Origin of the sequence: Saccharopolyspora pogona (assembly GCF_014697215.1) — a bacterium.
Taxonomy (GTDB): Bacteria; Actinomycetota; Actinomycetes; order Mycobacteriales; family Pseudonocardiaceae; genus Saccharopolyspora; species Saccharopolyspora hattusasensis.
On record NZ_CP031142.1, the window covers coordinates 1,356,193 to 1,381,511 of the forward strand.

19 protein-coding genes and 3 pseudogenes are annotated in these 25,319 nt (G+C 66.0%); 12 read left to right on the forward strand and 10 right to left on the reverse strand.

The window, feature by feature from the left end:
• Positions 1–7 precede the first annotated feature (7 nt).
• From DL519_RS05840 to DL519_RS05855, 4 genes are all read right to left on the reverse strand, one after another.
• Positions 8–3,382, reverse strand: coding sequence for a DEAD/DEAH box helicase (locus DL519_RS05840; RefSeq protein WP_190813208.1), 3,375 nt, complete (start codon positions 3,380–3,382; stop codon positions 8–10).
• A 68-nt stretch (positions 3,383–3,450) separates the two neighbouring features.
• The gene (locus tag DL519_RS05845; protein ID WP_190813209.1) at positions 3,451–5,268 is read right to left on the reverse strand and encodes a glycoside hydrolase family 15 protein; all 1,818 of its coding nucleotides are present in this window, start codon (positions 5,266–5,268) and stop codon (positions 3,451–3,453) included.
• Between the two features lie 154 nt (positions 5,269–5,422).
• Positions 5,423–6,244: a bifunctional allantoicase/(S)-ureidoglycine aminohydrolase gene (locus tag DL519_RS05850; RefSeq protein WP_190813210.1), complete on the reverse strand. Its 822-nt coding sequence runs from the start codon at positions 6,242–6,244 to the stop codon at positions 5,423–5,425.
• A gap of 208 nt (positions 6,245–6,452) precedes the next feature.
• On the reverse strand, positions 6,453–6,656 hold the full coding sequence (locus DL519_RS05855; protein WP_190813211.1) for a hypothetical protein: 204 nt from the start codon (positions 6,654–6,656) through the stop codon (positions 6,453–6,455).
• A 945-nt stretch (positions 6,657–7,601) separates the two neighbouring features.
• On the opposite strand from DL519_RS05855, the gene DL519_RS05860 reads away from it, so the two are divergent.
• Positions 7,602–8,693, forward strand: a complete 1,092-nt coding sequence (locus tag DL519_RS05860) for an IS630 family transposase (RefSeq protein ID WP_190812538.1) — start codon at positions 7,602–7,604, stop codon at positions 8,691–8,693.
• Here the strand turns inward: DL519_RS05860 and DL519_RS49695 are convergent.
• On the reverse strand, positions 8,690–8,938 hold the full coding sequence (locus DL519_RS49695) for a winged helix-turn-helix transcriptional regulator (protein WP_190813212.1): 249 nt from the start codon (positions 8,936–8,938) through the stop codon (positions 8,690–8,692). The genes DL519_RS05860 and DL519_RS49695 overlap by 4 nt on opposite strands.
• Positions 8,939–8,958: 20 nt before the next feature.
• Between DL519_RS49695 and DL519_RS05870 the strand changes: the two genes are divergently transcribed.
• Positions 8,959–11,025, forward strand: coding sequence for a 3-hydroxyacyl-CoA dehydrogenase NAD-binding domain-containing protein (locus DL519_RS05870; RefSeq protein WP_190813213.1), 2,067 nt, complete (start codon positions 8,959–8,961; stop codon positions 11,023–11,025).
• Positions 11,026–12,597: 1,572 nt separating this feature from the next.
• Complete coding sequence (locus DL519_RS45770) at positions 12,598–13,524, forward strand: group II intron reverse transcriptase/maturase (protein WP_223838489.1); 927 nt, start codon at positions 12,598–12,600, stop codon at positions 13,522–13,524.
• 337 nt (positions 13,525–13,861) lie between these two features.
• On the opposite strand, the gene DL519_RS05885 is transcribed toward DL519_RS45770, so the two are convergent.
• The 4 genes from DL519_RS05885 to DL519_RS05900 all read right to left on the reverse strand — a co-directional run bounded on the left by DL519_RS05885 (position 13,862) and on the right by DL519_RS05900 (position 18,112).
• Positions 13,862–14,968 (reverse strand): LLM class flavin-dependent oxidoreductase, encoded by a 1,107-nt coding sequence (locus DL519_RS05885; protein WP_190813214.1) that lies wholly within the window; start codon positions 14,966–14,968, stop codon positions 13,862–13,864.
• Positions 14,969–15,252: 284 nt separating this feature from the next.
• Entirely contained in the window at positions 15,253–16,407 is a 1,155-nt protein-coding gene (locus DL519_RS05890; RefSeq protein WP_190813215.1) for an LLM class flavin-dependent oxidoreductase, read from the reverse strand.
• A gap of 50 nt (positions 16,408–16,457) precedes the next feature.
• Complete coding sequence (gene ribB, locus DL519_RS05895) at positions 16,458–17,597, reverse strand: 3,4-dihydroxy-2-butanone-4-phosphate synthase (protein ID WP_190813216.1); 1,140 nt, start codon at positions 17,595–17,597, stop codon at positions 16,458–16,460.
• A gap of 17 nt (positions 17,598–17,614) precedes the next feature.
• Complete coding sequence (locus tag DL519_RS05900) at positions 17,615–18,112, reverse strand: flavin reductase family protein (RefSeq protein ID WP_190813217.1); 498 nt, start codon at positions 18,110–18,112, stop codon at positions 17,615–17,617.
• Positions 18,113–18,465: 353 nt separating this feature from the next.
• On the opposite strand from DL519_RS05900, the gene DL519_RS05905 reads away from it, so the two are divergent.
• Together DL519_RS05905 and DL519_RS49700 are read left to right on the forward strand one after the other, a co-directional pair.
• The gene (locus tag DL519_RS05905; protein WP_190813218.1) at positions 18,466–18,840 is read left to right on the forward strand and encodes a nuclear transport factor 2 family protein; all 375 of its coding nucleotides are present in this window, start codon (positions 18,466–18,468) and stop codon (positions 18,838–18,840) included.
• A gap of 59 nt (positions 18,841–18,899) precedes the next feature.
• Positions 18,900–19,085 (forward strand): annotated as a pseudogene (locus DL519_RS49700) (enoyl-CoA hydratase/isomerase family protein); the annotation flags it as partial.
• Positions 19,086–19,286: 201 nt separating this feature from the next.
• On the opposite strand, the gene DL519_RS05915 reads toward DL519_RS49700, so the two are convergent.
• A complete protein-coding gene (locus tag DL519_RS05915; protein ID WP_190823787.1) occupies positions 19,287–19,982 on the reverse strand; it encodes a TetR/AcrR family transcriptional regulator in 696 nt (231 codons plus the stop codon).
• Positions 19,983–20,133: 151 nt separating this feature from the next.
• Between DL519_RS05915 and DL519_RS45775 the strand changes: the two genes are divergently transcribed.
• From DL519_RS45775 to DL519_RS05950, 7 genes and pseudogenes are all read left to right on the forward strand, one after another.
• Entirely contained in the window at positions 20,134–20,739 is a 606-nt protein-coding gene (locus tag DL519_RS45775; RefSeq protein WP_223838490.1) for an AMP-binding protein, read from the forward strand.
• A gap of 156 nt (positions 20,740–20,895) precedes the next feature.
• Entirely contained in the window at positions 20,896–21,645 is a 750-nt protein-coding gene (locus DL519_RS05930) for an enoyl-CoA hydratase/isomerase family protein (protein WP_190813219.1), read from the forward strand.
• Between the two features lie 45 nt (positions 21,646–21,690).
• A complete protein-coding gene (locus DL519_RS05935) occupies positions 21,691–22,884 on the forward strand; it encodes an acetyl-CoA C-acyltransferase (RefSeq protein ID WP_190813220.1) in 1,194 nt (397 codons plus the stop codon).
• Between the two features lie 101 nt (positions 22,885–22,985).
• Positions 22,986–23,408, forward strand: a pseudogene (locus tag DL519_RS05940) (IS607 family transposase); the annotation flags it as partial.
• Positions 23,405–24,769: an IS607 family element RNA-guided endonuclease TnpB gene (gene tnpB / locus DL519_RS05945; protein WP_190813222.1), complete on the forward strand. Its 1,365-nt coding sequence runs from the start codon at positions 23,405–23,407 to the stop codon at positions 24,767–24,769. The pseudogene DL519_RS05940 and the gene tnpB, both read left to right, overlap by 4 nt.
• A gap of 16 nt (positions 24,770–24,785) precedes the next feature.
• Positions 24,786–24,863: pseudogene (locus DL519_RS48420) on the forward strand (TetR family transcriptional regulator); the annotation flags it as partial.
• Positions 24,864–24,872: 9 nt separating this feature from the next.
• Positions 24,873–25,313, forward strand: coding sequence for a hypothetical protein (locus DL519_RS05950; RefSeq protein WP_263399794.1), 441 nt, complete (start codon positions 24,873–24,875; stop codon positions 25,311–25,313).
• The last annotated feature ends 6 nt before the right edge of the window (positions 25,314–25,319 follow it).

Below are 25,319 nucleotides of genomic sequence, written 5' to 3' on the forward strand. Positions count from 1 at the left end.
TTTTCGGTTAGGTGAGCAGTTCGCGGATGTCTTCTGCGTTCAGGCCAGCACCGAACAGATTGCCCTCGTCCATCATGCCGGCGAACAGTTCGCTCTTGCGGGCTTTGAGCGCCATCACCTTCTCTTCGATGGTGTCCCTGGCGATCAGCCGGTACACCATGACGTTCCGCGTCTGCCCGATGCGGTGGGTCCGGTCCACCGCCTGCGCCTCGGTCGCGGGATTCCACCACGGGTCGAGCAGGAAGCAGTAGTCAGCCTCGGTCAGGTTCAGCCCGAACCCGCCGGCCTTCAGGCTGATGACGAAAACCGGGGCCGATCCTTCCTTGAAGCGCTTGAGTACCGATGCCCTGGCCCGGGTCTTGCCGTCGAGGTAGCAGTAGTCCAGACCTTCGGTCGCCAGCCGGGCGCGCACCGTATCCAAAAATCCGGTGAACTGACTGAACACCAGTGCACGGTGTCCACCGGCGGCCACGTCCCGGAGTTGATCGATCAGCGTGTCGAGCTTGGCGGACGGCATGTCCCGGTGCTCGTCGCCAACGAGCCCGGCGTGCAGGCTGAGCTGACGCAACAACGTCAGCGAACGGAGAATGGTGAACCTGTGCTTGTTCATGTCGTCGATCAGACCGAGCACCTTTTGCCGTTCTCGTTGCAGGTGGGTCTGGTAGAGCTTGCGGTGCCGAGGATGCAGGTCGACGTTCAGGACCTGCTCCTGCTTTTCCGGAAGATCGGCGACGACCTGTTCCTTGGTGCGGCGCTTGACCAGTGGTCTTACTCGTCGCCGAAGTTGGGCGAGCAGTTCCGTGTCGGCCTGCTTCTCGATGGGAGTCGCGTAGTAGTGCCGGAATTTCGTCGGGTTCGGGAACAGCCCGGGCGAGGTGATCGACAACAGCGACCACAGCTCCATCAGATTGTTCTCCATCGGCGTTCCGGTGACCGCGAGTTTGAACTCGGTGGGCAGCCGCCGGGCGCATTGGTAGATCTTCGACTGGTGGTTCTTGACGAACTGGGCTTCGTCCAGGATCAGCCCGGACCACGGCAGCTCGTGGTATTCGTCGAAATCGATGCGGAACAACGCGTATGACGTGATCACCACATCGGCGCCTTCGATGGCCGCGTCGAGGTCCTGCCCCCGGCGCTGCCGGGTTTCGGTGATCGGCACGGTCGTCAGGCCAGGAGCGAATCGGTCCGCTTCGGCCGCCCAGTTCGACACCACGCTCGTCGGAGCGACGATGAGGAACGGTGCGCCGTCCGGTTCGGTGTCCTTGGCGTGGCAGATCAACGCCAACGACTGCACGGTCTTGCCGAGCCCCATGTCATCCGCGAGGATGCCGCCGAGGCGGTGCCGCCACAGAAACGCCAGCCAATCGAAGCCGTCCCGCTGGTACGAGCGCAGCCGGGCCGCGAGCGTTGCGGGAACATCGGGCGAATCCAGCGACTCCAGCGACAACAGGCCCTGCACCTGCTTGCGCCAGGCGGTCGCCTGGCCGTCGACGACACCGAGTGCGGCGAGCTCGTCCCACAGCCCAGCCTGGAAGCGGCTGATCCGCAGCGTTTCGCCTGGTGAATCGTGCAGCGTGCGCGCTTCCTCGATCAGCCTGTACAGCGTCTGCAACTCGGGCTTCTGCAGCGAGAAGTATGCTCCGTCATCGAGCAGCAGGTGCGTCTGGTCCGTCGCCAGAGCCGAGAAAACCCGGGCGAACGGCACCTCCCTTCCCTCGATCCTGATGCTCACACCAAGGTCGAACCAGTCTGTTTCGCCGGAAACGTCGTGGGTAGCCACGCCGATCTGCAGCGAGTCGCTTACCTCGCGGTAGTCGGCCGGCTCCCCGCTGACCTCGACGGCAACGCCCGGCTGGTCATCGAGCAGCGGTAACAGCTCGGTGGTGAACCGCATGGTGTCGATGGCGTCAAGTGCGGTGTCGTTGAGCGCGGTGTCGTTGAGCGCGGCGTGACCGCTGCGGCTGGGCTCGGGATCATCGCCCCGCAGACCGAATTGGTCCAGCGGAGCATTGAGCCCGGCGAGCACTTCGCGCTCGGCGACCAGGTCGCGATAGCCCGCGGCACCTGTCTGGTCCGCGGCCAGCGGTGCGCGTCGCTGCTCCTCGCCGATGTCGTAGGCCCACTCCCAGCTGAGTTCGAGATTGTGCTTAGCGCCGTAGTCGGCATGCAGCACGAGCGTGGGATCCGAGATCGCTGGTGGGGTGAACGACTCGTCGGCGGAGATGATCGGTGCCAGGTGGCGCAGCCGAGGGAAGTACTCCTGGCTGAACCGGGCGCTTTCGGCGGTTGGGATTTCCAGTCGCTGGCCGCTGCGCACCATTTGCCGGAGCTGTTGCGGCACGCCTCTGGCGAGCTTGACGAGGCGAAGCTGGACCTGGCCGAGATCGACGTCGCCTCGAAGCCGTGCGCGGTCGACGCATACCGCGCCATGCCCCTCGCGGCCGATGAACAGGATCGGCACAGCATCGGTGATTTCGCCGTCGATGTGCAACGTGGGGGCGACCGCCAGCGTGCCGTCGTGCTCCCTGGCGTCCAGACAGAGCTCGCCGGCATAGCGCGCGACATCGCCGAGCGCCTTGCGCGCGTGCACCAACCGCAGCCCGACCGCCTCGGCTTCGTCCAGCAACGGCCACAACTGGCGAGAGCCGAATTCGGACAGGTCGATGGTCTTGACCTCGCCGTAGTAGCCCGAGTGGCGCGAGCTCGCCTGGTAGAAGGCGTACAACTCCTGCAACACACGCAGGTGCGAGTCCAGGTATTCGCCGTAGTAGTAATGCGGCGAGCTCACTTTCGACCAGTTCAGGTTTCCGGCGACCCAGCCGGACCTGCCCGGCCGCACAAGCCGAGCCATCAACCTGGGTGCCGGAGCCGGCGCCCGGCCGAATGCCGGGGTCTTCTGCACGGAAAGCTCGATCGCCACCGGCAACGCTTCAGCGTGATACGGCGGTTGGTTCGGCTGGGGTTCGAGTAGTGCGCCCAGGACCCGTTCCCAGTTGTCTGTCTGTGCTCGACGCGTCGTCGGTTGTTTCTTCTTCTGGGCCTGCCGCGCCGGAGGCAGCGGGGCCGGGCGCTTCTTTCTTTCCTGCGTCGCGGTCAGCACAAGAGCGACCACGTGCTTGCAGTTGAACGAAACCGGACAGTCGCACTTGCCTTTCGCGAACCCGAGAGACGCGCCGCCGAGCTCGCGGAAGTACGCTACCGTCTGGTAGAAATCGCCGTTCCGGCCGTGCACGGTGCCGGCGAGGGCGTTTTCCGGATCGTCCCAGTGCATCCGCACGACCGCGTGCTGCTCGGCGTACCGCACACCACGTGTGTACGAGCGATCGTCGACGACGGCGCGCAGGGTGTCGAGATCGACACCCTGCAAGGACACGAGCTGCATGCGGGCACACTATCGTTCGCCCCCAGGGGGGCCTGCGCCGGTTGCATCGGGTCGCGCCCGAGCGGTCGTCAGCCGAGGGCTCGGTCGAGGTTGAAGGCGGCGCTGATCAGGGCGAGGTGGGTGAAGGCCTGGGGGAAGTTGCCCAGTTGTTCGCCGGTGTGGCCGATCTCCTCGGCGTAGAGGCCGAGGTGGTTTGCGTAGGTGAGCATCTTCTCGAAGGCGAGCCGGGCTTCTTCGAGGCGTCCGGCACGGGTCAGCGCCTCGACGTACCAGAACGAGCAGATCGAGAACGTGCCCTCGGTGCCCGGCAGCCCGTCCGGGCTGGCCTGCGGGTCGTAGCGGTAGACCAGCGAGTCCGACACCAGGTGCTCGCCCAGTGCGTCGAGCGTGGACAGCCACTTCGGGTCCGTTGGGGAGACGAACTTGGCCAACGGCATCATGAGCACCGCGGCGTCGAGCACGTCGTCGTCCTCGTGCTGGACGAACGCGTGCCGCTTGTCCGACCAGCCGCGCTTCATGATCTGCCGGTAGATCGTGTCGCGGGCCTGCCGCCACCGCGGGATGTCGGCGGGCAGACCCCGGTGGTTGGCCAGCCGCATGGCGCGTTCGATCGCCACCCAGCACATCAGTCGCGAGTACAGGAAGTTCTTGCGTCCGCCGCGGGTTTCCCAGACGCCCTCGTCGGGGCGGTCCCAGTTGGCGCAGACCCAGTCCACCACGCCGACCACTTCGTCCCAGCGCTCGCTGGAGATCGGCGCACCCCACTTGTCGTAGAGGTAGATCGAGTCGATCAGCGCCCCGTAGATGTCCAGCTGGAACTGGTGGACGGCGGCGTTGCCGACGCGCACGGGGGCGGAGCCCTGGTAGCCGCTGAGGTGGGGGATTTCGCGTTCGGGCAGTTCGCTGCGCCCGTCGATGCCGTACATGATCTGCAACGGTCCCGACGAGTCGCAGTGGCGGAGGTCGACGTGCTCGGACAGGAACCCCATGAACGCCTCGGCCTCCGCGGTGAACCCCAGCCGCAGCAGCGCGTACACGCAGAACGCGGCGTCGCGGATCCACACGAAGCGGTAGTCCCAGTTCCGCGCGCCGCCGATGCTCTCCGGCAGGCTCGTCGTCGGCGCGGCCACGATCGCGCCGGTCGGCGCGTAGGTGAGCAGCTTCAGCGTCAGCGCGGATCGGTGCACCATCTCTCGCCACCGACCGCGGTAGCGGGACGCGGACAGCCACTGCCGCCAGAACCGCACCGTGGCGGCGAACTCGCGTTCGGCCTCGGCCAGCGGGCACGTCCGGGGCATCACGTCGCCGCCGACCTGGTCGAGGGCGAAGACCGCGACCTCGCCCTCGTGCAGCTTGAACGCCGACCAAACGTCCGTTCCATCGGGCTCGACCGGCACGCTTGCGGTCAGTGCCAGCGACAGCGACTCCGACTCGAAGATCGCGTGGCAGCCCTCGATGCGTAGGGTGTGCGGACGCGTGGCGTAGTCGAGCCGAGGCGCCACCCGGGCGCGGAACGGCAGCGACCCCCGCACGCACACCACCCGGCGGATCAGCCGGTGCCGGCCGGCCTCGCGCGAGTCGTCCACGATCGGCATGAAGTCCTGGATCTCGCCGACGCCGTCCTCGGCGAAGAACCGGGTGATCAGCACGTTGGTGTCCGGGAAGTAGAACTGCTTGGTCCGCGCGGGCACGTCGGCCGCGAGTTCGAACGAGCCGCCCCGGTCGACGTCGAGGATGGCGGCGAAGACGCTCGGACCATCGAAGCGGCCGCAGCAGTACCAATCGATCGTGCCGTTGGTGCCCACCAGCGCCACGCTGCGCAAGTCGCCGATCAACCCGTGGTCGGCGATCGGCAGGAATCCCGAAGGTTGTTGGCTCGCAGTCACGGGCGCCTCCCGTGCGGTGTTCCCCGTACGCCTGCTCGCCGGCGCCGGGTCCGACACCCTCGTTCTACTCTGCGCCCCGGCGATGCACCAGTGCGAACGAGCGTGGCCCGGCGGAATCCGCCGGGCCACCGCTGCCCCGTGCCTGCGACGGGCGTCAGGTCAGCTTGATCTGCCGGTTGACGTCCTTGTAGAGCAGGTAGCGGAACTTGCCCGGACCACCCGCGTAGCAGGCCTGCGGGCAGAAGGCTCGCAGCCACATGAAGTCACCGGCCTCGACCTCGACCCAGTCGTCGTTGAGGCGGTACACCGCCTTGCCCTCGAGGACGTAGAGGCCGTGCTCCATCACGTGCGTCTCGGCGAACGGGATCACCGCGCCGGGCTCGAACGTCACGATGTTGACGTGCATGTCGTGCGAGAGGTCGTTCGGGTCGACGAACCGAGTGGTGGCCCACGCACCGTTGGTGTCGGCCATCGGCGTCGGCTCGATGTCCTGCTCCTGCACGGCGAACGCCTCCGGCGTCGGGTAGCCCGCTACCGGCTCGTAGGCCTTGCGGACCCACTGGAAGGTCGCAGCGGCGTCGGACTCGTTGGCCACCGACCAGCTGCCGCCCGCCGGGAGGTACGCGTACCCGCCCGCGGTGAGGACGTGCTTCTCGCTCTCGATGACGACGTTCAGCGTGCCGGTAAGCAGGAACAGCACCGACTCGACGCCGCTCTCCGGTTCCGGCTCGGTGCTGCCACCGCCGGGCGAGACCTCGACGATGTACTGCGCGAACGTGGTGGCGAACCCGGCGATCGGCTTGGCGAGGATCCACGCGCGGGTGTTGTCCCACCCGGGAAGGTTGCTGGTGACGATGTCGCGAAGCACGCCACGAGGGATGACGGTGTACGCCTCCTTCACGACGGCCCGGTCGGTCAGCAGCGTGGTCTGCGACGGCAGGCCGCCCTCGGGGGCGTAGTACGTCGGCTCGCTCAAGTTGCAACTCCTGTCTTGATCGACGTTCACACGCTGCCGTGCAGTGCTTGCCGGGTGCGCCGCGGGCGGAGCGTTGTGTGATGCGGACAGCGTAAGACCCCGAAGCGGCTCGGGACAGCTGCCCGAGGTCTACGTATACATCACACTCGGAGCTTGCTGAACCGCGCTGAATCGGTTTGGCCCGGGAACGCCACGAGTCGCGGGGCGGTCACTCCGGCCGTTTCCCGAAGCGCGCCCGGACGTCCTCGCGGTCGGCGAGCCGGGCGGGGAACTCGGGGCCGGGTTCTTTGGTGACCGAGTCGGCGGTCAGCGGTTCCGCGCAGTGCTCGCAGACGACGACGCCGTGGGTGGCCGCTCGCAGCGCCAGCGCTGCGAGGGTGATCTTGATCGGCAGATCACGCGGTTGCGGCACGCTACCGAGGGCCGTGTTGTGGTGGGGGAATTCTGGGACGTGGCGTCTGGGCTCTCGGATGTTCGTCGTGGTTTTCGGGCGGGTTGTATGGGCCGCGGTTAGCGAAGCAACGCCGAGTGATTCACTGCGTTAAACAGGCGGTAGAGTAGGCCATTGTTGGACACGCGGTGAAGGGTGAGGCGGTGAAGGGTGACGCGAGGAAAGCTTCGGCTGATCGCTGCGCCGTTCACCGTGGCCGCGCCATCCGGAGCGCGTATCCGCGATCGTCTGCGGGTGTCGGCTGTTGATGAGAAGGTGCTGATCCTGGTGGGAGGGCATCTTGGTTCTCTCGCCCGATCCGACCTGGCTGAACGGGTCTGTATCGGCGATGCGGCGGCGAAGCACACCCAACGAGCACGACGCAAGAGGAATCTCACCGCCCGGTGTTCGTCACGGTGGGCTGGTGCGATCACCCGGGCATCCGAGGACCAGTACCGGTTATCCCTGCGGTGCCTGGGCGCTCCAGAAAACCGGTCTCACCAGGGCAATCCGCGCTATCGAACAACGTCTGGCCGCGCCATGGCGGGAAGCGGCGGGGGCGTGTTCGCGGCTATGCGGATCGCGACGAGCGTTTCGGTAAGCAGCGTCGCGTTCAGGTCCTCTAGGCCCGGCTTGCCCGCGTCGGGCAGCGCATCAGCGAACGCAGGTGACCGCCGTGAGTGCTTTTGGGTGCTATGGCACCCAAAAACACTCACGGGTGTTCTTCCGCCACGCGAAGGTGGCCATCGGCAGACGTGCCCACCAGCATCGGTTGCGGCGTCGGCCAGGTGTGACCCGGACACGACCAGAGGATCGTGGCGGGAGAGCTACCGGATCAGTCCGGTTCCGGATGACGCGACCAACAATGGCCACTCACCCTAGTGTCCTGCACCGGAAATTCATGGTCGAAATGGCTATACTGCGGGAATGGCGAGGACTGGGCGGCCGAAGGCTGAGTTGGTGCTGACCGACGATGAGCGTTCGACGTTGCAGCGTTGGGCTCGGCGGGCGAAGAGTTCGCAGGCTTTGGCGTTGCGGTGTCGGATTGTGCTGGCATGCGCCGATGGTTTGTCCAATGTGGATGTCGCCGAGAAGTTGCGGGTGTCGCGGCCGACGGTGGGCAAGTGGCGGTCGCGGTTTGTCCAGCGACGACTGAAGGGGTTGGTCGACGAGGATCGCCCAGGCGCGCCGCGGAAGATCACCGACGAACAGGTGGAGAAGGTGGTCGTCTCGACGTTGGAAGAGAAACCGAACAACGCGACGCATTGGTCGCGTACATCGATGGCGAAGCGTTCCGGGCTGAGTAAATCGACCGTGGGACGGATCTGGAAAGCGTTCAACCTTAAACCCCACTTGGCCGACACATTCAAGCTCTCTACCGATCCGCAGTTCATCGAGAAGGTCCGTAACGTCGTCGGCCTGTATATGAACCCGCCCGAGAACGCAGTGGTTCTGTGCACCGATGAGAAATCCCAGGTGCAAGCGCTGGAGAGGTCCCAGCCGGTGTTGCCGATGATGCCTGGCATGCCCGAGCGGCGCACCCACGACTACGTCCGTCACGGCGTCACCAGCCTGTTCGCCGCCTTCGACATCGCCACCGGCAAGGTCATCTCCTCGCTGCACCGCCGGCACCGCTCGGTCGAGTTCCGCAAATTTCTCACCAAGATCGACAAGACCGTACCGGCGGAGTTAGGCGTCCATGTCATTTGTGACAACTACGCCACCCACAAAACTGAGATCATCCAGAAATGGCTAGCGAAGCATCCTCGATTCCAAATCCACTTCATCCCGACCGGATCGTCCTGGATCAACCAGGTCGAACGCTGGTTCGGCGAATTGACCACCAAACTCCTGCAACGCGGCGTGCACACCAGCGTCCAGGCACTCGAGGCCGATATCCGCAACTGGATCGACGAGTGGAACAACGATCCCCGGCCGTTCATCTGGACCAAGAACGCTGACGAGATCTTGGAGTCACTCCGATCATATTGTCAACGCATCTCCGGCGCAGGACACTAGGAACGGTAGAAGTCCTCGCCCTTTTCGGTGATGACATATTCGTACCGGTCGGGCCGCTGCTGGTAGCGCACGCGGTCCAGCAGGCCCTCCTCGACCAGTCGCTGCAGCAGGGCGTTGAGATCGCCGAAATCCCCCGAATCTGTGAGAAGGTGTTCGCCACCGGGGATTTCCGGGAGGGCGTCCAGTCCTTCGTGGAACGGCGCGCGGCCGTCTTCCAGGGCCGATGAGCCGAGAACGACGCACAACCAGAAAGCGGGTCTGCTGCATGTCCAGCGAGTACGCCCTCGATGGTCCCGTTGCGATCATCCGAATCGAGAACCCACCGGTCAACGGGCTCGGGCACGCCGTGCGCGAGGGCATCGTGCGGGATTTGCGCCGGGCCCTGGACTCCGCCGACGTGGAAGCCGTCGTGCTGACCGGCCGTCCGGGCTTCTTCTCTGCGGGTGCCGACACCACCGAGTTCGGGACGCCCAAGTCCGCGGCCGAGCCGACGCTCGGCGACGTCATCGCCGCGCTGGAGACCGCCGGCAAACCGGTCGTCGCGGCCATCGACGGCACGTGCTTCGGCGGCGGGCTGGAGCTCGCGCTGGGCGCGCATTACCGGGTCGCCACCGCCGCCAGCAAACTCGGGCTGCCGGAAGTGATGCTCGGGCTCGTTCCCGGCGCCGGCGGCACACAGCGGCTGCCGCGCGTCGTGGGGCCCGCGGTAGCGGCCGAGATGATCACCAGCGGCAAGCCGCGCACCGCCAAGGCGCTCGCGGGAGTCGAAGGGCAGCGGTTGCTGGACCGGGTCGTGGACGGCGACGTGGTGGCGGCCGCGACGGAGTTCGCCCGCGAGATCGCCGCGGCGCGGCCGCTGCCGAAGGTCCGGGACCTCAGCATGGGCGGCGTCGACGAGGTGAGCGCGATGCGCGAGCCGCTGCGCCGTCGCAGCCGCGGGTTCGAGGCGCCGCTGGCCGCGCTCGCACTGGTGGAGCTGTCCGGGACCGCGCCGTTCGACGAGGCGATGGCCGAGGAACGCCGGACGGTCCTGGAGCTGATGGGCGGTCCGCAGTCCGCCGCGCTGCGGCACGCCTTCTTTGCGGAGCGGACCGCCCGCAAGATCCCCGACGTCCCGCGCGAGACGCAGCCCCGCGCCGTCGAGAAGGTGTCCGTCATCGGCGCGGGCACGATGGGCGGCGGGATCGCGATGAACTTCCTCAACGCAGGTATCCCGGTCGTGATCGTGGAAACCGGCCAGGAGGCGCTGGACCGGGGGCTGGGCATCATTCGCCGGAACTACCAGGCCCAGGTGGACAAGGGGAAGCTGACCGCCGAAGTGCTCGAACGCCGGATGGCGCTGCTGATGCCGAGCCTCGACTACGCCGACGTGTCCGACAGCGACCTCATCATCGAGGCGGTCTTCGAGGGCATGGACGTCAAGCGCGAGGTGTTCACCAAACTCGACGCGGCGGCCAAGCCCGGCGCGGTCCTGGGGTCGAACACCTCGACCCTCGACATCGACGCGATCGCCGCGGTGACGGGGCGGCCCCGGGACGTCGTCGGCATGCACTTCTTCAGCCCCGCCAACGTGATGAAGCTGCTGGAGGTCGTGCGCGGCGCCCAGACCGCCGACGACGTGCTGGTCACGGCGATGGCGGTGGGCCAGCGGGTCGGCAAGACCGCCGTGGTGTCCGGGGTGTGCGACGGCTTCATCGGCAACCGGATGCTGGCCAAGTACCGGGACGCGGCGATGGAGTTGCTGCGCGCCGGGGCGTCGCCGGCCGAGGTCGACTCCGCGATCGAGGGCTTCGGCTTCGCGATGGGCCCGTTCCGGATGGGCGACCTGGCGGGCAACGACATCAGCTGGGCGATCCGGAAGCGCCGCTATGCGGAGCACCCCGACGCGCCGCGCGACGAGATCTCCGATGCCCTGTGCGAGTTGGGGCGTTTCGGCCAGAAGACCGGGGCGGGTTGGTATGACTACCAGTCCGGCAGCCGCGAGGCGATCCCGAGCCCGGTCGTCGACGAGCTGCTGGCCTCGTACCACGAGAAGCACGGCATCAAGCGCCGGAGCTTCGAGGCGGAGGAGATCGTGCAACGCCTGGTCTTCGCACTGGTGGACGAGGGCGCGCGGATCGTCGACGAGGGAATCGCGCTGCGCGCCTCGGACATCGATGTGGTGTACCTGGCGGGCTACGGATTTCCCCGCCACCGCGGCGGCCCGATGCACTACGCGAACACCGTGGGCACGGCCAACGTGCTGGCCGCGCTGCGCAAGTTCCACGACGAAGCCTGGGAACCGGCGCCGCTGCTGGTCCGGCTGGCCGACGAGTCCGGAACCTTCGAGTGACGTAAGCCCCGACCCGCCAAGCAACGGCCACAGTGGATGCGTTTCGTCCACAGTGGCCGTTCGCGTGTCAGGCCGTCTTGGCGAGGGGAAAGCTGACGCCGGTCAGCTCTTCGGACGGCGTCCACAACCGCTTCGCCGCCACCGGGTCGCTCGCGGCGGCCGTGCGGCTCACGTGCACGCCGGATCGTGGCGCTACAAATCAACCCTCTACGGTTTCAGGGGATTGGTGCGCCACGAGGCGCCTTGGTATATGCCCTGCTCAGCGGGGAGAGATTGGAGGTGGATCTCTGGGTCTGATGGCTGACCGGAGCTCGAAAGAGTGGAAGGGACAGTAGCATGCCAGGAAACCAGCGGTCGTGCCCAGGCGTATGGGATGGCGCGCTGGGGGACCCGCGTGATATGGCGAAAGCTGGATTGCCTGAAGCCCAATCTCCAGTTGGCGCAACTCGAACGCCCCCCGGAAAGACGCCTGAAACCGGTGTCGCCTCATGCCGCAGGGTGTCAATCCACCTGCTGCAACCTTCTGGGGCGAAGCGATGTCCAGTGAGGACATTGAAGGAGATGAGTGGGACGCCTACGTCACGCTAGATACGTATGTCAAGGACGAACGTGGGATCGCCTACGGGGCGCGAGCCCTATGGCGACAGAGTGCCCGTAGTAGTCGCGGGAGTGACGACCCGCCAGGGAGGACGGGAAGCCCGTCTGCAGGGCGAAGGGGCACAGGTGATCGGACACAACCGACCGGAAGGTATGCGGAATGCAAAGTGCCACAACGGTGCTGGGTGTCCTCCACGATCGCGGTAGGAAAGGTCTGCCGTGCAACGAGCTGTATCGACAACTGTTCAACAAGGATCTGTATCTGCTGGCCTACGGGCGCATCTACGCCAACCAGGGCGCGATGACACCCGGGGTCGGCCAGGAAACCGCAGACGGCATGTCAGTGGAGAAAATCGACGCAATCGTCGAGGCGATGCGTCACGAGCGTTACCGGTTCTCTCCCGCCCGGCGGACTTACATCCCGAAAAAGAACGGGAAGCTACGTCCGCTCGGGTTGCCGACCTGGTCGGACAAACTTGTCGGCGAAGTAGTGCGTCTGCTCCTGGAGGCCTACTACGAGCCACAGTTCTCTGATCACTCGCACGGGTACCGTCCCGGCCGGGGCTGCCCACACCGCACTACGGCAGATCATCAACACCTGGACCGGAACAACCTTGGATCACGACATAATGATCAAGATTCTCGCGGAGAAGATTCACGATGGACGGTTCTTGCGGCTGATACACAACATGCTGACGGCCGGATACCTGGAGGACTGGGTATGGAACGCCACCCTCAGTGGTGCCCCACAGGGCGGGACCGTTTCACCTATCCTCTCGAACATATACCTGAACAAGCTGGACAAGTTCGTCGAGACCGTTCTCATCCCGCAACACATCCAAGGGATACGCAGGACACCCAATCCTGCCTACCAAAAAATCAAGGATAATCTGAAGGTGGCGCGGCGGCGCGGCGACAGGACCAAGGTCCGGGCTCTTCGTCGCCAGCTACGCTGTCTTTCGGCCGGGGATCCCCATGATCCTGGCTATCGGCGGCTCCGCTATTCGCGCTACGCGGATGATCATCTGCTTGGGTTTCACCGGACCAAAGGTCGAAGCCGAGAAGATCAAAGATCAGCTGGAGACGTTCCTGCGCGACGAACTCAACCTGGAACTGTCCGCCGACAAGACGCTGATCACGCACGCCCGAACCCGGGCAGCGCGATACCTCGGCTACGAGATCATCACCCAGCACAACGACACCCGCATCACCGGTGGCCGGCGAACAGCCAACGGGCAGATCGCGCTGCGGGTGCCGCTGGATGTGATCACGACCAAATGTGCCCCCTACCTGCGACACGGTAAACCGTGGCACCGCAGCCCCATGCAGAATCTCGACGACTACGACATCGTCAAGACTTATGGGAACGAATACCGGGGCATCGTCCAGTACTACCTGCTCGCCATCGATGTCTGGCGGCTCTCCCGGCTCCGCTGGGTCGCCGAAACATCGATGCTGAAAACGCTGGCAGCAAAGCACAACTCGACGGTGAGCAAGATGGCGGCCCGCTACAAGGCCAAGATCTCCACACTGCGGGGGTTACGCACCTGCTTTGAAGCTCGCGTCGAACGCGAGGGCAAGCAGCCACTGGTCGCACGGTTCGGCGGGATGCCCCTTGCACGGAACAGGGACGCAAAGCTAGACGATCGCGTTCCCACACCGGTTCCCTACCCTCGAAAGGAGCTGGTCGCCCGGCTCCTGAAACGGCGGTGTGAGCTGTGTGGGGATCCGGGCAAGGTGCTCGTGCACCAAGTCCGCAAACTCGCACAACTCGAACAACCCGGACCAGACCAACCCGCCTGGGCGGCACTCATGACCAGGATGCGGCGCAAGACCCTCGTGGTCTGCCGCCCCTGCCACGAGGCCATCCATCACGGGCACCTCGCCGCGAACGCGGCATAGATCGCTGGAGAGCCACGTACTGGGAAACTAGTCCGCGTGGTTCGGAGGGAGGCCGCGCCGGAAAAGGACCTGCCCAGCAGGCACCTCACCGCGCGGCCCACCCTATCCACGGGATCGAGCAAGGGGTACTGGCGGATCGCGGGCTCACCCGTCCTTCAACGGGCTCTACCCAACGCCTACTGGACACAACTCGGCCTGCACAGCCTGTCCTGGCGCTGGCACCGCCACAGAACAACGGCTTGACGAACCGCCGGATGCGGGCCCGCATGTCCGGTGGTGTGGTAGGGCCAGGGCGACCCTGGCCCTACCCGATCGTTCCCTGCCACGGTCAGGCGGTTTAGACGGCCGGGCGGACCTTGGGCACGACCTCCTTGGCGATGCGGTGCATGGACTCGATCCAGGGTTTGGGGTCTTCGACGTAGTCGTGGGTGTTCATGACGATCTGGCCGAAGCCGCCGATGTCGTCCTGCATCTTCTCGATCTTGGCGATCACCGTCTCCGGGGAACCGCAGATCCAGATGTGCTCGGCGATGAAGTCCATGTCGACGTCGGCCGGGTCGATGCCGGTACCTGAGTCGTCCACATAGCCGTTGAGGATGTTGAACTGCTTGTAGACAGGAATAAGGTACTGCCGCCAGCAGTGCCCGAGGCCGCCGTTGATCGCGATCTTCTTGGCCTCCTTGTCAGTGTCGGCCACCACGATGTCCCGGCACATCCGCAAGCGGTTGCGGTCGGTTGGCAGGCCCTTGGACGTGGCGCCCTCCGCGTACATGTTCCAGTGCGAGCGTGCGACCTCCAGACCACCGAAGAACGAGATCGGGGAAAAGCCCTGTTCGCCGGCATAGCGCATCGACGAGGAGTTGTGCGACAGGGCCGTCATCGCGATCTCGAGGTTCTCCGCGCCCTTCCACGGCGAGAAGTCCGGCATCATGTGGAACTCGGCGCCATCCGCGGACGCGGCTTCCTCCGCAGGGAAGCCTCCGTTGAAGAACTTGCCCTCGTAGTGGAAGGACTTGCGGTCCCAGACCTTCTTCATGATCTGCAAGGCCTCGTCGCGGCGAGGACGGGCCTCGGACAGGTCGGCCGGTTGTCCGCGCAGGATCGCGTCGCGGGGGTAGGCGCCGGGGCCCACACCGAGGAAGTAACGGCCTTCGAGGACCTGAGACAGCCAACCGACCTGGATCGCGAGAGAGCCGGGCTGGTGCAGGCCGAGTAGATGAGCCATGGGTGCAAAACGGATGCGTTCGGTCTCCCGGGCGCAGGCACCGATGACGATCTCCGGGTTCGGGACGCTTTCCCATGCCTGGGTGGCGTGCTCGCCGATCATGAAGTCGGAGAAGCCCGCTTGATCGGCTTCGCGGGCGATCAGGACGGAGTAGTCGAACACCTCGCGGGGCGTGCGCTCGGGGCGCATGTACGGGACGTGGAAGATTCCGCTCTTCATGATCAGTGGTTCTCCTTTGAACTCATCGATGTGGTGTCGGCTTCCGGGAAATCGGGCTGCCGGTGGACGGGACGGGAACCGGTAGGCAACCTGGATTGGTCGGGCCGTGTGGACCCGACTCCGCTGCGGCGCGTTGCTCGCGTCGCTGGCCCGCAGCATGGATCAGTGTCGGTGACGCATGGGGCGAACGGGTGTGTTGGAGGCCGAGGTCGGTCGGCCCGCGGTGGTCGTCTGGAGGTTCGCGATCGCCTGTGCGGCATGGCGTCTCCGTTGATCGGTGCTTGTCAGATGAGCGTTCCGTCGCTGTCTTTGGTGGCGAAGCGCGGCGCGACTTCTTCGGCGAACCGGACCAGTTCCTCGTTGTTGCGGCCGGGTTCGAGGTGTCCCTGGCCGAACATGAGGAAACACTCGTTGAAGCCCAGCCGGTCGTGGGCTTGCTCGATCTGCCGGGAGATGTCGTCGGCGGTGCCGATGAGCACGTTGGGGAACTGCTGGCCGTGCGGGATGAACCACTTGTCCCAGAACCAGCGGTGTTCGGCCTCGAGTTGGGCGGCTTGTTCCTTGTCGTCGGTGAGGATCAGGAAGCCGCCCCACGCACCGATCTCCTCAGGGGGCACGTCACGGCCGGCCTTCTTCGCGGTGTCGGCATAGCGGTTCCACAGCGCCTCGCAGAAGTCGAGGTCGGTGGCGAACACGACCTGCTTACCGCCTTCCCGCGCCCACATGTCGACTGTGCGCATGCTGTAGGCGAAGGCGCCGTAGATCTTGGGATGCGGGTTCTGGAAGGGCCTGGGCGCGATGCCGATCTCCCGGACGATGCCGTTCTCGTCCTGTCCCTGCCCGAACTCGGCGTAACCCGGGTGTCCGGCCGAGCCGTCCTCCGGCGGGAACTCCCAGTACTTGCCCTGATGGGAGAACATCGATTTTTCCCAGGCCTTCTTGACGACCTGGACGGACTCCTCGAAGATCTCCCGGTTGATCGCGTCCTGCTCGTTTTTCGCCTTCGCGTGCGTGACGTTCGTGGCGCCGACTCCGCGGACCGCGGCGTAGGCGTCGACCCAGCGCGCATGGTAACCGCGGGTGAAGCCGACGAGGAGCCGCCCTTGCAGCATGTGGTCGAGGGTGGCGATCTCCTCGGCGACCCGGACGGGGTTGTGCGTGGGTAGGACGTAGCCGAGGATTCCGGCGCTCATCCGTTTCGCGTGCGTGCCAACGAAGAGGCCCCACATACCGGGGTGATTGGTGATCTCGAAGCCCTCGATCTGCAGGTGGTGCTCGGGTGAGCAGTAGCTGGCGTAGCCGAGCTCGTCGGCGAGCTGGACGTAACCCTTCACCTCTTCCAGGTAGCGCTGGTAGAGATCCGGGCGCTGGCCGGCCATGCCCTGCTCAAGCTCGTGTCGGCGGCCGATCACGCCTGTCTGCATGAGGTGGAACTTCACTAGGGCGTCTCCTTATTCATTCGGGCCGCGACAGGTCGTGTCCGGTGGTGCTATGCGACTTCGCCCGGCGGCGCGGCGTGCTCGCCCGCGTCCGGGGTGAGCTCGTCGAATGCCGTGCGCACCGCCGGCGGGTTGTGCAGGTGCCTGATTCCGCGCACGTCCAGGTCACGGAGGATCTGCACGGCGAGACCGCGAAGGTCGGCGAGTTCCAGGACCTCGTCGCAGGGGGAGTGGACGTCGCCGGTGTCGCGTACCTGGAGGGTTCGGAAGGCGCTCGGGCCGCCGGGCCGTAGGTAGATCACGACGCCTTGCCCGCGCGCGGTGATCTCGCGCATCGCGGCGTCGAGGCGGCGGGCGCAGCCGCACCGCCAGGAGCCGAAGACGTCACCGGGCAGGCACTCCACGTGGATGTGTACTGGGACGTCGTGCTCGCCGGAGAGGCGACCCGTGACCAGAGCGAGGTGTTCGGTGTCGTCGATGGTGGACCGGTAGCCCACGGTGTGAACGGGCCCGGCCTCGGTGGGCAGCCGGATCGACGTCACCCGCTCGATCCGGCGCTCGACCAGCTGCCGATAGGCGGCGAGCTCGGTGGTGCCGACCATGACGAGGTCGTGCTTGGCGCAGAACTCGGCGAGCTCGTCGCGGCGGGCCATCCGGTGCGGTTCGCGGGTGCTGACGATCTCGCACAGCACGCCGCCTGGCCGGAGCCCGGCCAGGCGGGTCAGGTCGACGGCAGCCTCGGTGTGGCCCTGGCGTTCGAGCACGCCGCCGGGGCGGGCAGCGAGCGGGACGACGTGGCCGGGGCGGGTGAAGTCTGCGGGCCGAGCGCCCGGATCGCTGAGCAGCCGGGCGGTGCGTGCGCGGTCACGAGCGGAGATGCCGGTGCCGATCCCGGACGCGGCGTCGACGGTGACCCGATACGCAGTGCCGAACCCATCGGAATTGGTGTGGTGCATCGGCGGCAGCACGAGCCGGTCGCAGTCCGGTTGCGGCAGTGCGACGCACACGAACCCCGAGCTATGCCGGACCAGGAACGCCATGAGCTCAGGGCTGGCGAGCTCTGCGGCGAAGATGAGGTCCCCCTCGTTCTCCCGATTCTGGTCGTCGACGACGACCACTGGTCTTCCCTCGGAGATCTGGGCGATCGCGGTATCCACGGCCTTTCGGGACGGGGCGGTTGCGGTGTCCATAGTGGAGTCCTCTCGGCTCAGACCGCGACGAGCTGGCGGAAGCGGCTGGCGTGGAAGACGAGCGGTGCACGGTCGGGCTCCGCGCGCAGGGCGTGGATGTTCAGCAGGACGATGGTGTGGTCGCCGGCTGGCACCTCGTTGTGGATCGAGCAGTCCAGCCAGGCGACGGCGCCGTGCACGAACACCGCGTCGTTGGCACTGACGCTCCACTCGCAGTCGGCGAACCGGTCACCGGTCTTGAGCGAAAGGGTCCGGCAGGCCTTGTTCTGCTCCTCGGCGAGCACACTGACTCCGAGCCTGCGCAGTGTGCGCAGCCGCGGCCAGGTCGCCGAGGTGTTCTGCACGCACACCGACACCAGGCCCGGATCGAGCGACACCGAGGTGAACGAGCTGGCCGCGATGCCGACCGGCGTGTCGTCATCGAGGGCGCAGACCGCGGTGACGCCGCTGGGGAAGCAACCGTACACCCGGCGCAGCTGTGCCGGGTCGCCGTTGCTGGGTTCGAGCTCGACCATCGGCCCTCTCCTTCGAGGTAGTCGTTCTGGCCGCTGTTGCGCTTGGATCCCGCAGCGGCGTCCGTCTGGCATTGACCGGTCTCGTAGGTGGCGGCCGGTGAACTCCGGTGTGAGCGGTGCTACAAAGTTATCTACATCAACGTAAACTGTCAACGTCTATGTAAACTGCCGCTTGATGGAAGCGAGCAGACGAGAAGATGTTGCGCCACAGTGCTCTGTTGAACGTTTACGAATAGGTAGATAGTGTCCATAGCACCTGCTCCGCGCAGGTGGCGGTTACCGATCCGCACGCCGACCGGTCGGTCCTGCAGGCGCAACGTCATCGCCGCCACCCAGTCGATCCGGAGGCAACTGTGACGACCACCCAACAACCGACCGAGGCGCTCGTCGCCGAACTGGTGGGGACCGAGCGCGTCCACGGCCTGCCGTTCGACTACGCCTTCCATCTCGACATGAGCCACCCCGACGAGCTCGCGGCGCTGTTCACCGAAGATTGCTACGTGGCCTACGGGCAGGGCTTCGGCGCGGAAGGGCATGCGGCGTACCGGGAGACAATGGGCGGCACCGGTAGTTCCTCCGCCGCGACCAGCCACCACGTCGGACATCGTCGTCGACCTCGGTCCGGACACGACTACGGCTGGCGCTTCGCTCGCCGCGAGCCGCGGGCTGACGGAGTCGTGGACGTCCACGTCAACAAACAGATCCCGATCGGACGCGCAGAGTCGTGATCGCAGTGTCCGACCGGCACGGTGGGCAGCACGAGGCGGTACCGCCGGAGTACGGCGAGATGCTGGTCGAGCATCGCGGGCCGATCAGCTGGATCGTGCTGAACCGGCCGGTGAAGGCGAATGCCCTGTCCAACGCAATGCTCGACGCGTTCTTCGATGCCCTTGAAGGGTTGGCGCACACCGGCGGCCCCGTGATCAGTATCCGTGGCGCAGGCAAGGGATTCTGCGCGGGCTACGACATCGACCAGGCGGGAAAGCCTAAAGCGCCGCACCCGGTCGCCGACCGGGAACGCTTGGCGCGCAACGCCAACCGGAATCTGGCGATCCACGTCCGGTCCGTGGGAGGACGTCGTAACCTCGCTCGCAAGCAAGCTTCGTGCGCGCTCGCCGGTCCAGGAGCCGGCGCCCGCCAACCTGCCTCGGTAGACGGCGCACCGACGCCTCCGTTACTCGGAGGTGCGGTGCAAGCCGTCGAAGAGGAGTGCAGAGAACGTGTCGATGGCCTGCTGCGCGGTGAATTTCCGGTCGCCTGGTTTGAGCCACCTGTGGGTCCAGTTCACCATTCCGAACAATGCTTTCACGACCAGCGGCACCGACAGGTCGTCGCGGAATGTTCCTTCGCGCACGCCGGACGTGATGACATCCGTGACGATTTGTTCGAAACGGCGGGTCTTTCGGAACATTTCCTTGGCCCAAGAAGTGGTTTGGAAGGCGACCTTTCCCATGTCTTCCTGAATGTAGACGTAGACATATGGGTAGTTCGCCTCGTACGAGGTGATCTGCAAATTGATGAGGAGGTGGAGCTTCTGATGGGCGTCGATATCGAGGCCGGCGATGCGGGTGGCCTCGGAGAGGTTGTCGTCGAGGACCTTCTTCGCAGTAGCCTGGAAGACCTCCTGGAAGAGCTCCTGCTTGCTCGCGAAGTAGTAGTAGATGGCGGCACGGTCGGTGCCGAAGCGGGCGGCGATGTCGTTGAGCGTCGCTGCCTCGTAACCCTTCTCCTTGAACACTTCGCCGGCGATCTGCAGCAGTTCGTTGCGCTTCGCCCGGTAGGCGGCGCCCCCCTCGACCTGTGCACTCTGGCGGCGCTGGCTGAGGCCGCTTCGAGTGGCTTCGGGAGGGCGTTTAGCGGGGTTGGCCATGTCCAAACTCTACCTGCTTCGATCCGCGGGAATCGTTCAGGGCGAGGTGCGTGCCGCACACAAAAACGAGTGTGTGACAAGTCGAAGAAACGGCGACCGCACGGAATGCGTTGCACGATAGACCAGCGGGCGTCGATGACTGGAGATCAGTATGGGTAAACACGGGCAATGGGCCGAGGTCTTGAGCATCGGCGACCTACTGGTGCGGTCGGCCACCCGTTATCCCGGGCGCGACGCACTGGTGTTCCCGGACAAGGCGGCCGAACTCGGCATGGCGCGCCGGGTCCGGGTGTGGGATGTCGCAGCCACCCTCCACACCTCGGGGACGACGGCGAACCCCAAGGGTTGCATGCTCTCGCACAAGGCGATGACCCGTGGCCCGGTGGAGCGGGCGTACAAGGATCCGCAGCAGACCTCGGAGAGTTTTGACGCCGACCGGTGCCTGCACAGCGGCGATCTCTACGGTTGGACCGACGAGGGCCAGGTCGTCTTCCAAGGCCGGCTCAAGGACATGCTCAAGATCGGCGGCGAGAATGTCGCGGCGATCGAGATCGAGCCCTTCCTGGCCCCCCATCCCGCCGTGGAGTGCGTCGAGGTCGTCGGTGCCCGCCGACGGGTGCCCGGACGAGGTGCCGGTCGAGTTCGTCGAGGTGCGCACAGGGCACGTCGTCTCCGGGACCGAGCTCATCGAGTTGTGCCAGGGAAAGATCGCCCGCTACAAGATTCTGCGGGAAGTCCGGTTCATCGCGCCTGGTGAATGGTGGATGCCGGTCACGGAGATCAACAAAACGAGCGCTGCGGGCTCCCCTCAGCGAGCCGACGGCGGAGCCGGCCGCCTGCTAGCCGAATTTTGCCAACTTTCCCTGCATTGCAGGGATTTTCGTGGTTCACCTCGCCTGGATCAGGAGGCATCATGCTGGACATCGAGGAACGGTCCGGAGTCACGGTCGTGCGGCTCCGGCATGGCAAGGTAAACGCGCTTGACCTCGACCTGCTGCAGGCGATCACAGCCGCCATGCACGAGATCGACGAGGAACGGGCCCTGGTGCTTACCGGGACCGATACGGCGTTCTCAGCGGGAGTCGACCTGCGGCGGATCCTGGACGGCGGCACGGCCTACGTCGAACAGTTCCTGCCCGCCCTCTCCGAGACGTTCCTGGCGATCTTCGACCGACCCGGTCCCGTGGTGGCCGCCGTCAACGGCCATGCGATCGCCGGCGGGTGCGTGATGGCGGCGGCGTGCGACTTGCGGGTGATGTCGCAGGGCACGATCGGGCTCGCCGAACTCAGCGTTGGCGTCCCATTTCCCACCAGCGCGCTGGAGATCGTCCGGCATGCGGTCGGCCCTGTGGCTAGTCAACTGGTGCTCACCGCGGCCCTGCTGGACCCGCCGCAGGCACGGTCGATCGGGCTGATCGATCACATCGAGCTGCCGGATGCCCTGCTGGACTCGGCGGTTGGACATGCGCAGCGGATGGCGCGGATCCCGGCCGAAGTGTTCTCGTTCAGCAAGAGGCAACTCCAGCAACCGGCACGCGACCGGATCGCGGCGCGCAGCGAAGATGATCAGGCCGTCTTGGCGATGTGGTCCTCGACCGACACCCAGAAGGCCATTAGCGGGTATCTCGGCGCGCTGGAGCGGCGCACCCGCTCGACGCGGTAACAGCCAGGTGTTGCAGTCCTTGCCCGTCGTGAAGGGAGAAAGACAATGGTGGAAGCAGTAGTGGTGGCAGGCGCGCGCACCCCGATCGGCCGGTTGCTCGGCGCGCTCGCGGAGCATACAGCGCCTGCGCTCGGCGGTATCGCGATCCAGGAGGCCGTGGCTCGTGCTGGCCTGAGCGGTGCCAACGTAGACGCGGTGATCATGGGCACGGTTGTGCAGGCCGGAGTAGGACCGAATCCGGCCCGGCTCGCCGCCGCCCGCGCGGGCATTCCGATGACGGTCCCCGCGACGACTGTCAACAAGCTCTGCCTGTCGGGGCTGGCGGCGATTGCGCAGGCGGCCCAGCTCATCGCCGTCGGGCAGTACGAGACAGTGGTGGCCGGCGGCCTGGAGTCGATGACGAGCGCGCCACACGTGCTGGCCGGGGCTCGGCGGGGCTTCCGTTATGGCGGCACTGGTTTGGCGGACGCGCTGGACGTGGACGCGTTGACCTGTGCCTTCGACGGGGTATCGATGGGCGCGGCGACCGAGCGGTACCAGGCCACGATGCGGATCAGCCGGGCCGAGCAGGACGCGTTCGCCGCCGAGTCGCACACGCGCGCGGCCGCGGCGACGAAGGAGGGACGGCTAGCCGAGGAGATCGTGCCGGTGACCGTGTCCAGCAAGGGCAGCGAGACGGTCGTCGACCAGGACGAGGGGATTCGTCCGGAGACGACGGCCGCCCACTTATCGCGGTTGCGGCCAGCCTTCGCCCAGGATGGCACGATCACAGCAGGGTCGTCCTCACAGCTGTCCGACGGCGCATGCGCGGTAGTGGTGATGAGCAAGGACCGGGCGCAGGCGCTGGGCCTGCCGTGGCTGGCGGAGATCGGCGCCTACGGAACCGTCGCGGGTCCGGATCCATCGCTGCTGCGTCAGCCTGCCAACGCCATCCGGGACGCGCTGCGCCGCGACGGATCGCTGACAGTCGCGGACCTCGACCTGCTGGAGATCAACGAGGCCTTCGCCGGAGTCGCGATCACGTCGATGCGCGAGTTGGCCGTGTCGGCGGACCAGGTCAACGTCAACGGCGGTGCGATCGCGCTGGGGCACCCGGTCGGAATGAGCGGTGCGCGCCTGGTTCTTTCCCTGGCGCTCGAACTGCGGCGCCGCGGCGGCGGAGTCGGTGCAGCCGCGCTGTGCGGCGGAGGAGGACAAGGCGATGCCTTGATCATCCGAACAGGCCGGCTCGGAGCTTGATCTTTAAGTGCGCCACGAGCGCGGAAGGTGAGGTTGGTGCGGGTAGGTGACCTTGCTGGAAGTGGTGCTGTGTTGAGGAGAAGGCGCCTCCGCCCCAGGGGCGGACTGTCGTGTATTGCCGGGTGTCGTCGGCTGACCAGCGTGACGATCTCGAACGCCAGGCCGGGCGAGTCGCTGAGGAATGCGGCCGACGCGGGATCACGCTCGCGGAGACGGTGACCGAGGTCGGTTCCGGACTGAACGGTCATTGTGTCAAGCTGCGGAAACTCCTTGCCGATCCCACCGTGACGCGGATCGTGGTGGAGCACCGCGACCGGTTGGCGCGGTTCGGTGTCGAGCACCTCGACGCCGCGCTGTCCGCAACCGGCCGCAGCATCATCGTGATCAACCCGGACGAGGTGAAAGACGACCTGGTGCGGGACATGGTCGAGGTGCTGACCTCGATGTGTGCCCGCCTGTACGGGCGCCGGTCGGCCGCGCGACGTGCCAAGGCGGCCGTGCGTGCCGCTGAGGTGACCACGTGAGCGTGGTGTTGCAGGCATATCGGTTCGCGCTCGACCCCACAGGTGAGCATGATGCGGCGTTGCGGTCGCATTGCGGCGCGCAGCGCTACGCCTATAACTGGGGCCTTGCCCGGGTGAAAGCGAACCTGGACCAGCGGACAGCCGAGAAGTCATACGGCCTAGCCGGCGACGAGTCAACCCCGTCGCTGAACTGGTCCGCGTACTCGTTTCGGAGGGATTGGAACCAGGCCAAACCCGTGGTGGCGCCGTGGTGGGGCGAGAACTCGAAGGAGGCGTACTCATCCGGGCTGGCCCATCTTGCGACCGCGTTGAAGAACTGGGACGACTCGAACAACGGCAGACGCACAGGCCCGAAGATCCGGTTTCCCCGGTTCAAGGGCAAGCGGTCCGGGTTGTCGTGCCGGTTCACCACCGGAAGCTTCGGTCTGGCAGACGACCGCAGGCATGTGAAACTGCCTCGCATCGGCACCATCCGCACGCACGAGTCAACCCGCAAGCTCGCCCGCCACGTGGAGCGTGGCACCGCGCGCATACGGTCGGCCACAGTCTCCCTGCGGGCCGGGCGGTGGTTCTGCTCGTTCTCGGTGGAGATCAACCGCAACGATCCCGCACCAACCCAACCGCACACGGCGGTCGGTGTGGACCTCGGCATCAAGTCGCTCGCGGTGCTGTCGACCGGCCACGTCATTGCCAACCCGAAGCTTTTGGAACTCGCGCAGCGGGATCTGCGCCGTTTGCAGCGGCAGGCCGCCCGCCGCACCGGCCTGGACCGCCGTAGCGGGCAGAAGCCGTCGCAGCGGTGGCGCAAGACCCAGGCCCGGATCGCGAAGCTGCACATCACGGTGGCCAACGCCCGACGGGACGGGCTGCACAAGCTCACCAACCGCCTGGTGCGCACCTTCGGGGCGATCGTGGTCGAGGACCTCAACGTGGTCGGCATAGTCCGTAACCGCCGCCTTGCGCGGCACGTCGCCGGGGTCGGCATGGCCGAGCTACGGCGTCAGATCGAGTACAAAGCCGCCTGGTCCGGCGTGCACGTACACGTTGCCGACCGCTGGTTTCCCTCTTCCAAGACGTGTTCGGGCTGTGGTGTGGTGAAAGCCAAGCTGCGCCTGTCCGAACGCACCTACCAGTGCGAGTCCTGCGGGATGAGCATGGATCGTGACCTCAACGCCGCGGTGAATCTCGCGGCACTGGTTGAGGCGTCCTCCTCGAGTTGCGGGGCGACGATAAACGAGCCCGATGGAAACCCATATAAGACCAGCGCTTTGCTGGCAGCGGGTACCGCCACGGGAAGACCCACGCGGTCAACGCCGCGCCGCAAGGCGACGGCTCAGGACACGCTCTTACACGTTTCCTGAACGGTACGAAGCCGCGACGCTCAACGACATCGCCGCTCGCTTCGGCACCGACCGGGCAGCCATCTACTACTACTTCGCGAGCAAGGAGGAGCTCTTCCAGGAGGTGTTCCAGGCGACCGCGAAGAGAGTGCTAGACGAAAATCTCCTCGAGGCCACTAGTATCGCGAATCTGGAAACGCCCGCTCACGAAAAGCTCCGCCTGCTCATCGAGTTGCAGATGACCTCGTACGCGGCGAACTTTCCCTATGTTTATGTCTATATCCAGGAGGACATGGGCAAGGTCGCTTATCAGACCACGCCATGGGCGAGGGACATGGTGCGCAAGACTCGCCGGTTCGAGTCGATCGTCACCGAGGTGATCACCAAGGGTGTCCGGGACGGGGAGTTCCGCGAGGATCTCTCGCCGCAGGTGGTGGTGAAAGCGCTCTTCGGCATGGTCAACTGGACCCACCGCTGGTTCAAGCCCGGGGTACGCGGGCACCGAGCCGACCAGGTCATCGAGACCTTCTCGGCTTTGCTATACGACGGGTTGAAGCGCCGGTAGGAGAGC

What these genes read in the sequence shown, in the direction of transcription:
- DL519_RS05870 (WP_190813213.1), top strand. Translation starts at nt 8,959, where the DNA reads ATGTCCAGCGAGTACGCCCTCGATGGTCCCGTTGCGATCATCCGAATC.
- DL519_RS05900 (WP_190813217.1), bottom strand. Translation starts at nt 18,112, where the DNA reads ATGGTCGAGCTCGAACCCAGCAACGGCGACCCGGCACAGCTGCGCCGG.
- DL519_RS45775 (WP_223838490.1), top strand. Translation starts at nt 20,134, where the DNA reads ATGGGTAAACACGGGCAATGGGCCGAGGTCTTGAGCATCGGCGACCTA.
- DL519_RS05915 (WP_190823787.1), bottom strand. Translation starts at nt 19,982, where the DNA reads ATGGCCAACCCCGCTAAACGCCCTCCCGAAGCCACTCGAAGCGGCCTC.
- DL519_RS05935 (WP_190813220.1), top strand. Translation starts at nt 21,691, where the DNA reads ATGGTGGAAGCAGTAGTGGTGGCAGGCGCGCGCACCCCGATCGGCCGG.
- DL519_RS05885 (WP_190813214.1), bottom strand. Translation starts at nt 14,968, where the DNA reads ATGAAGAGCGGAATCTTCCACGTCCCGTACATGCGCCCCGAGCGCACG.
- DL519_RS05860 (WP_190812538.1), top strand. Translation starts at nt 7,602, where the DNA reads ATGGCGAGGACTGGGCGGCCGAAGGCTGAGTTGGTGCTGACCGACGAT.
- DL519_RS45770 (WP_223838489.1), top strand. Translation starts at nt 12,598, where the DNA reads ATGATCCTGGCTATCGGCGGCTCCGCTATTCGCGCTACGCGGATGATC.
- ribB (WP_190813216.1), bottom strand. Translation starts at nt 17,597, where the DNA reads ATGGACACCGCAACCGCCCCGTCCCGAAAGGCCGTGGATACCGCGATC.
- DL519_RS05930 (WP_190813219.1), top strand. Translation starts at nt 20,896, where the DNA reads ATGCTGGACATCGAGGAACGGTCCGGAGTCACGGTCGTGCGGCTCCGG.
- DL519_RS05840 (WP_190813208.1), bottom strand. Translation starts at nt 3,382, where the DNA reads ATGCAGCTCGTGTCCTTGCAGGGTGTCGATCTCGACACCCTGCGCGCC.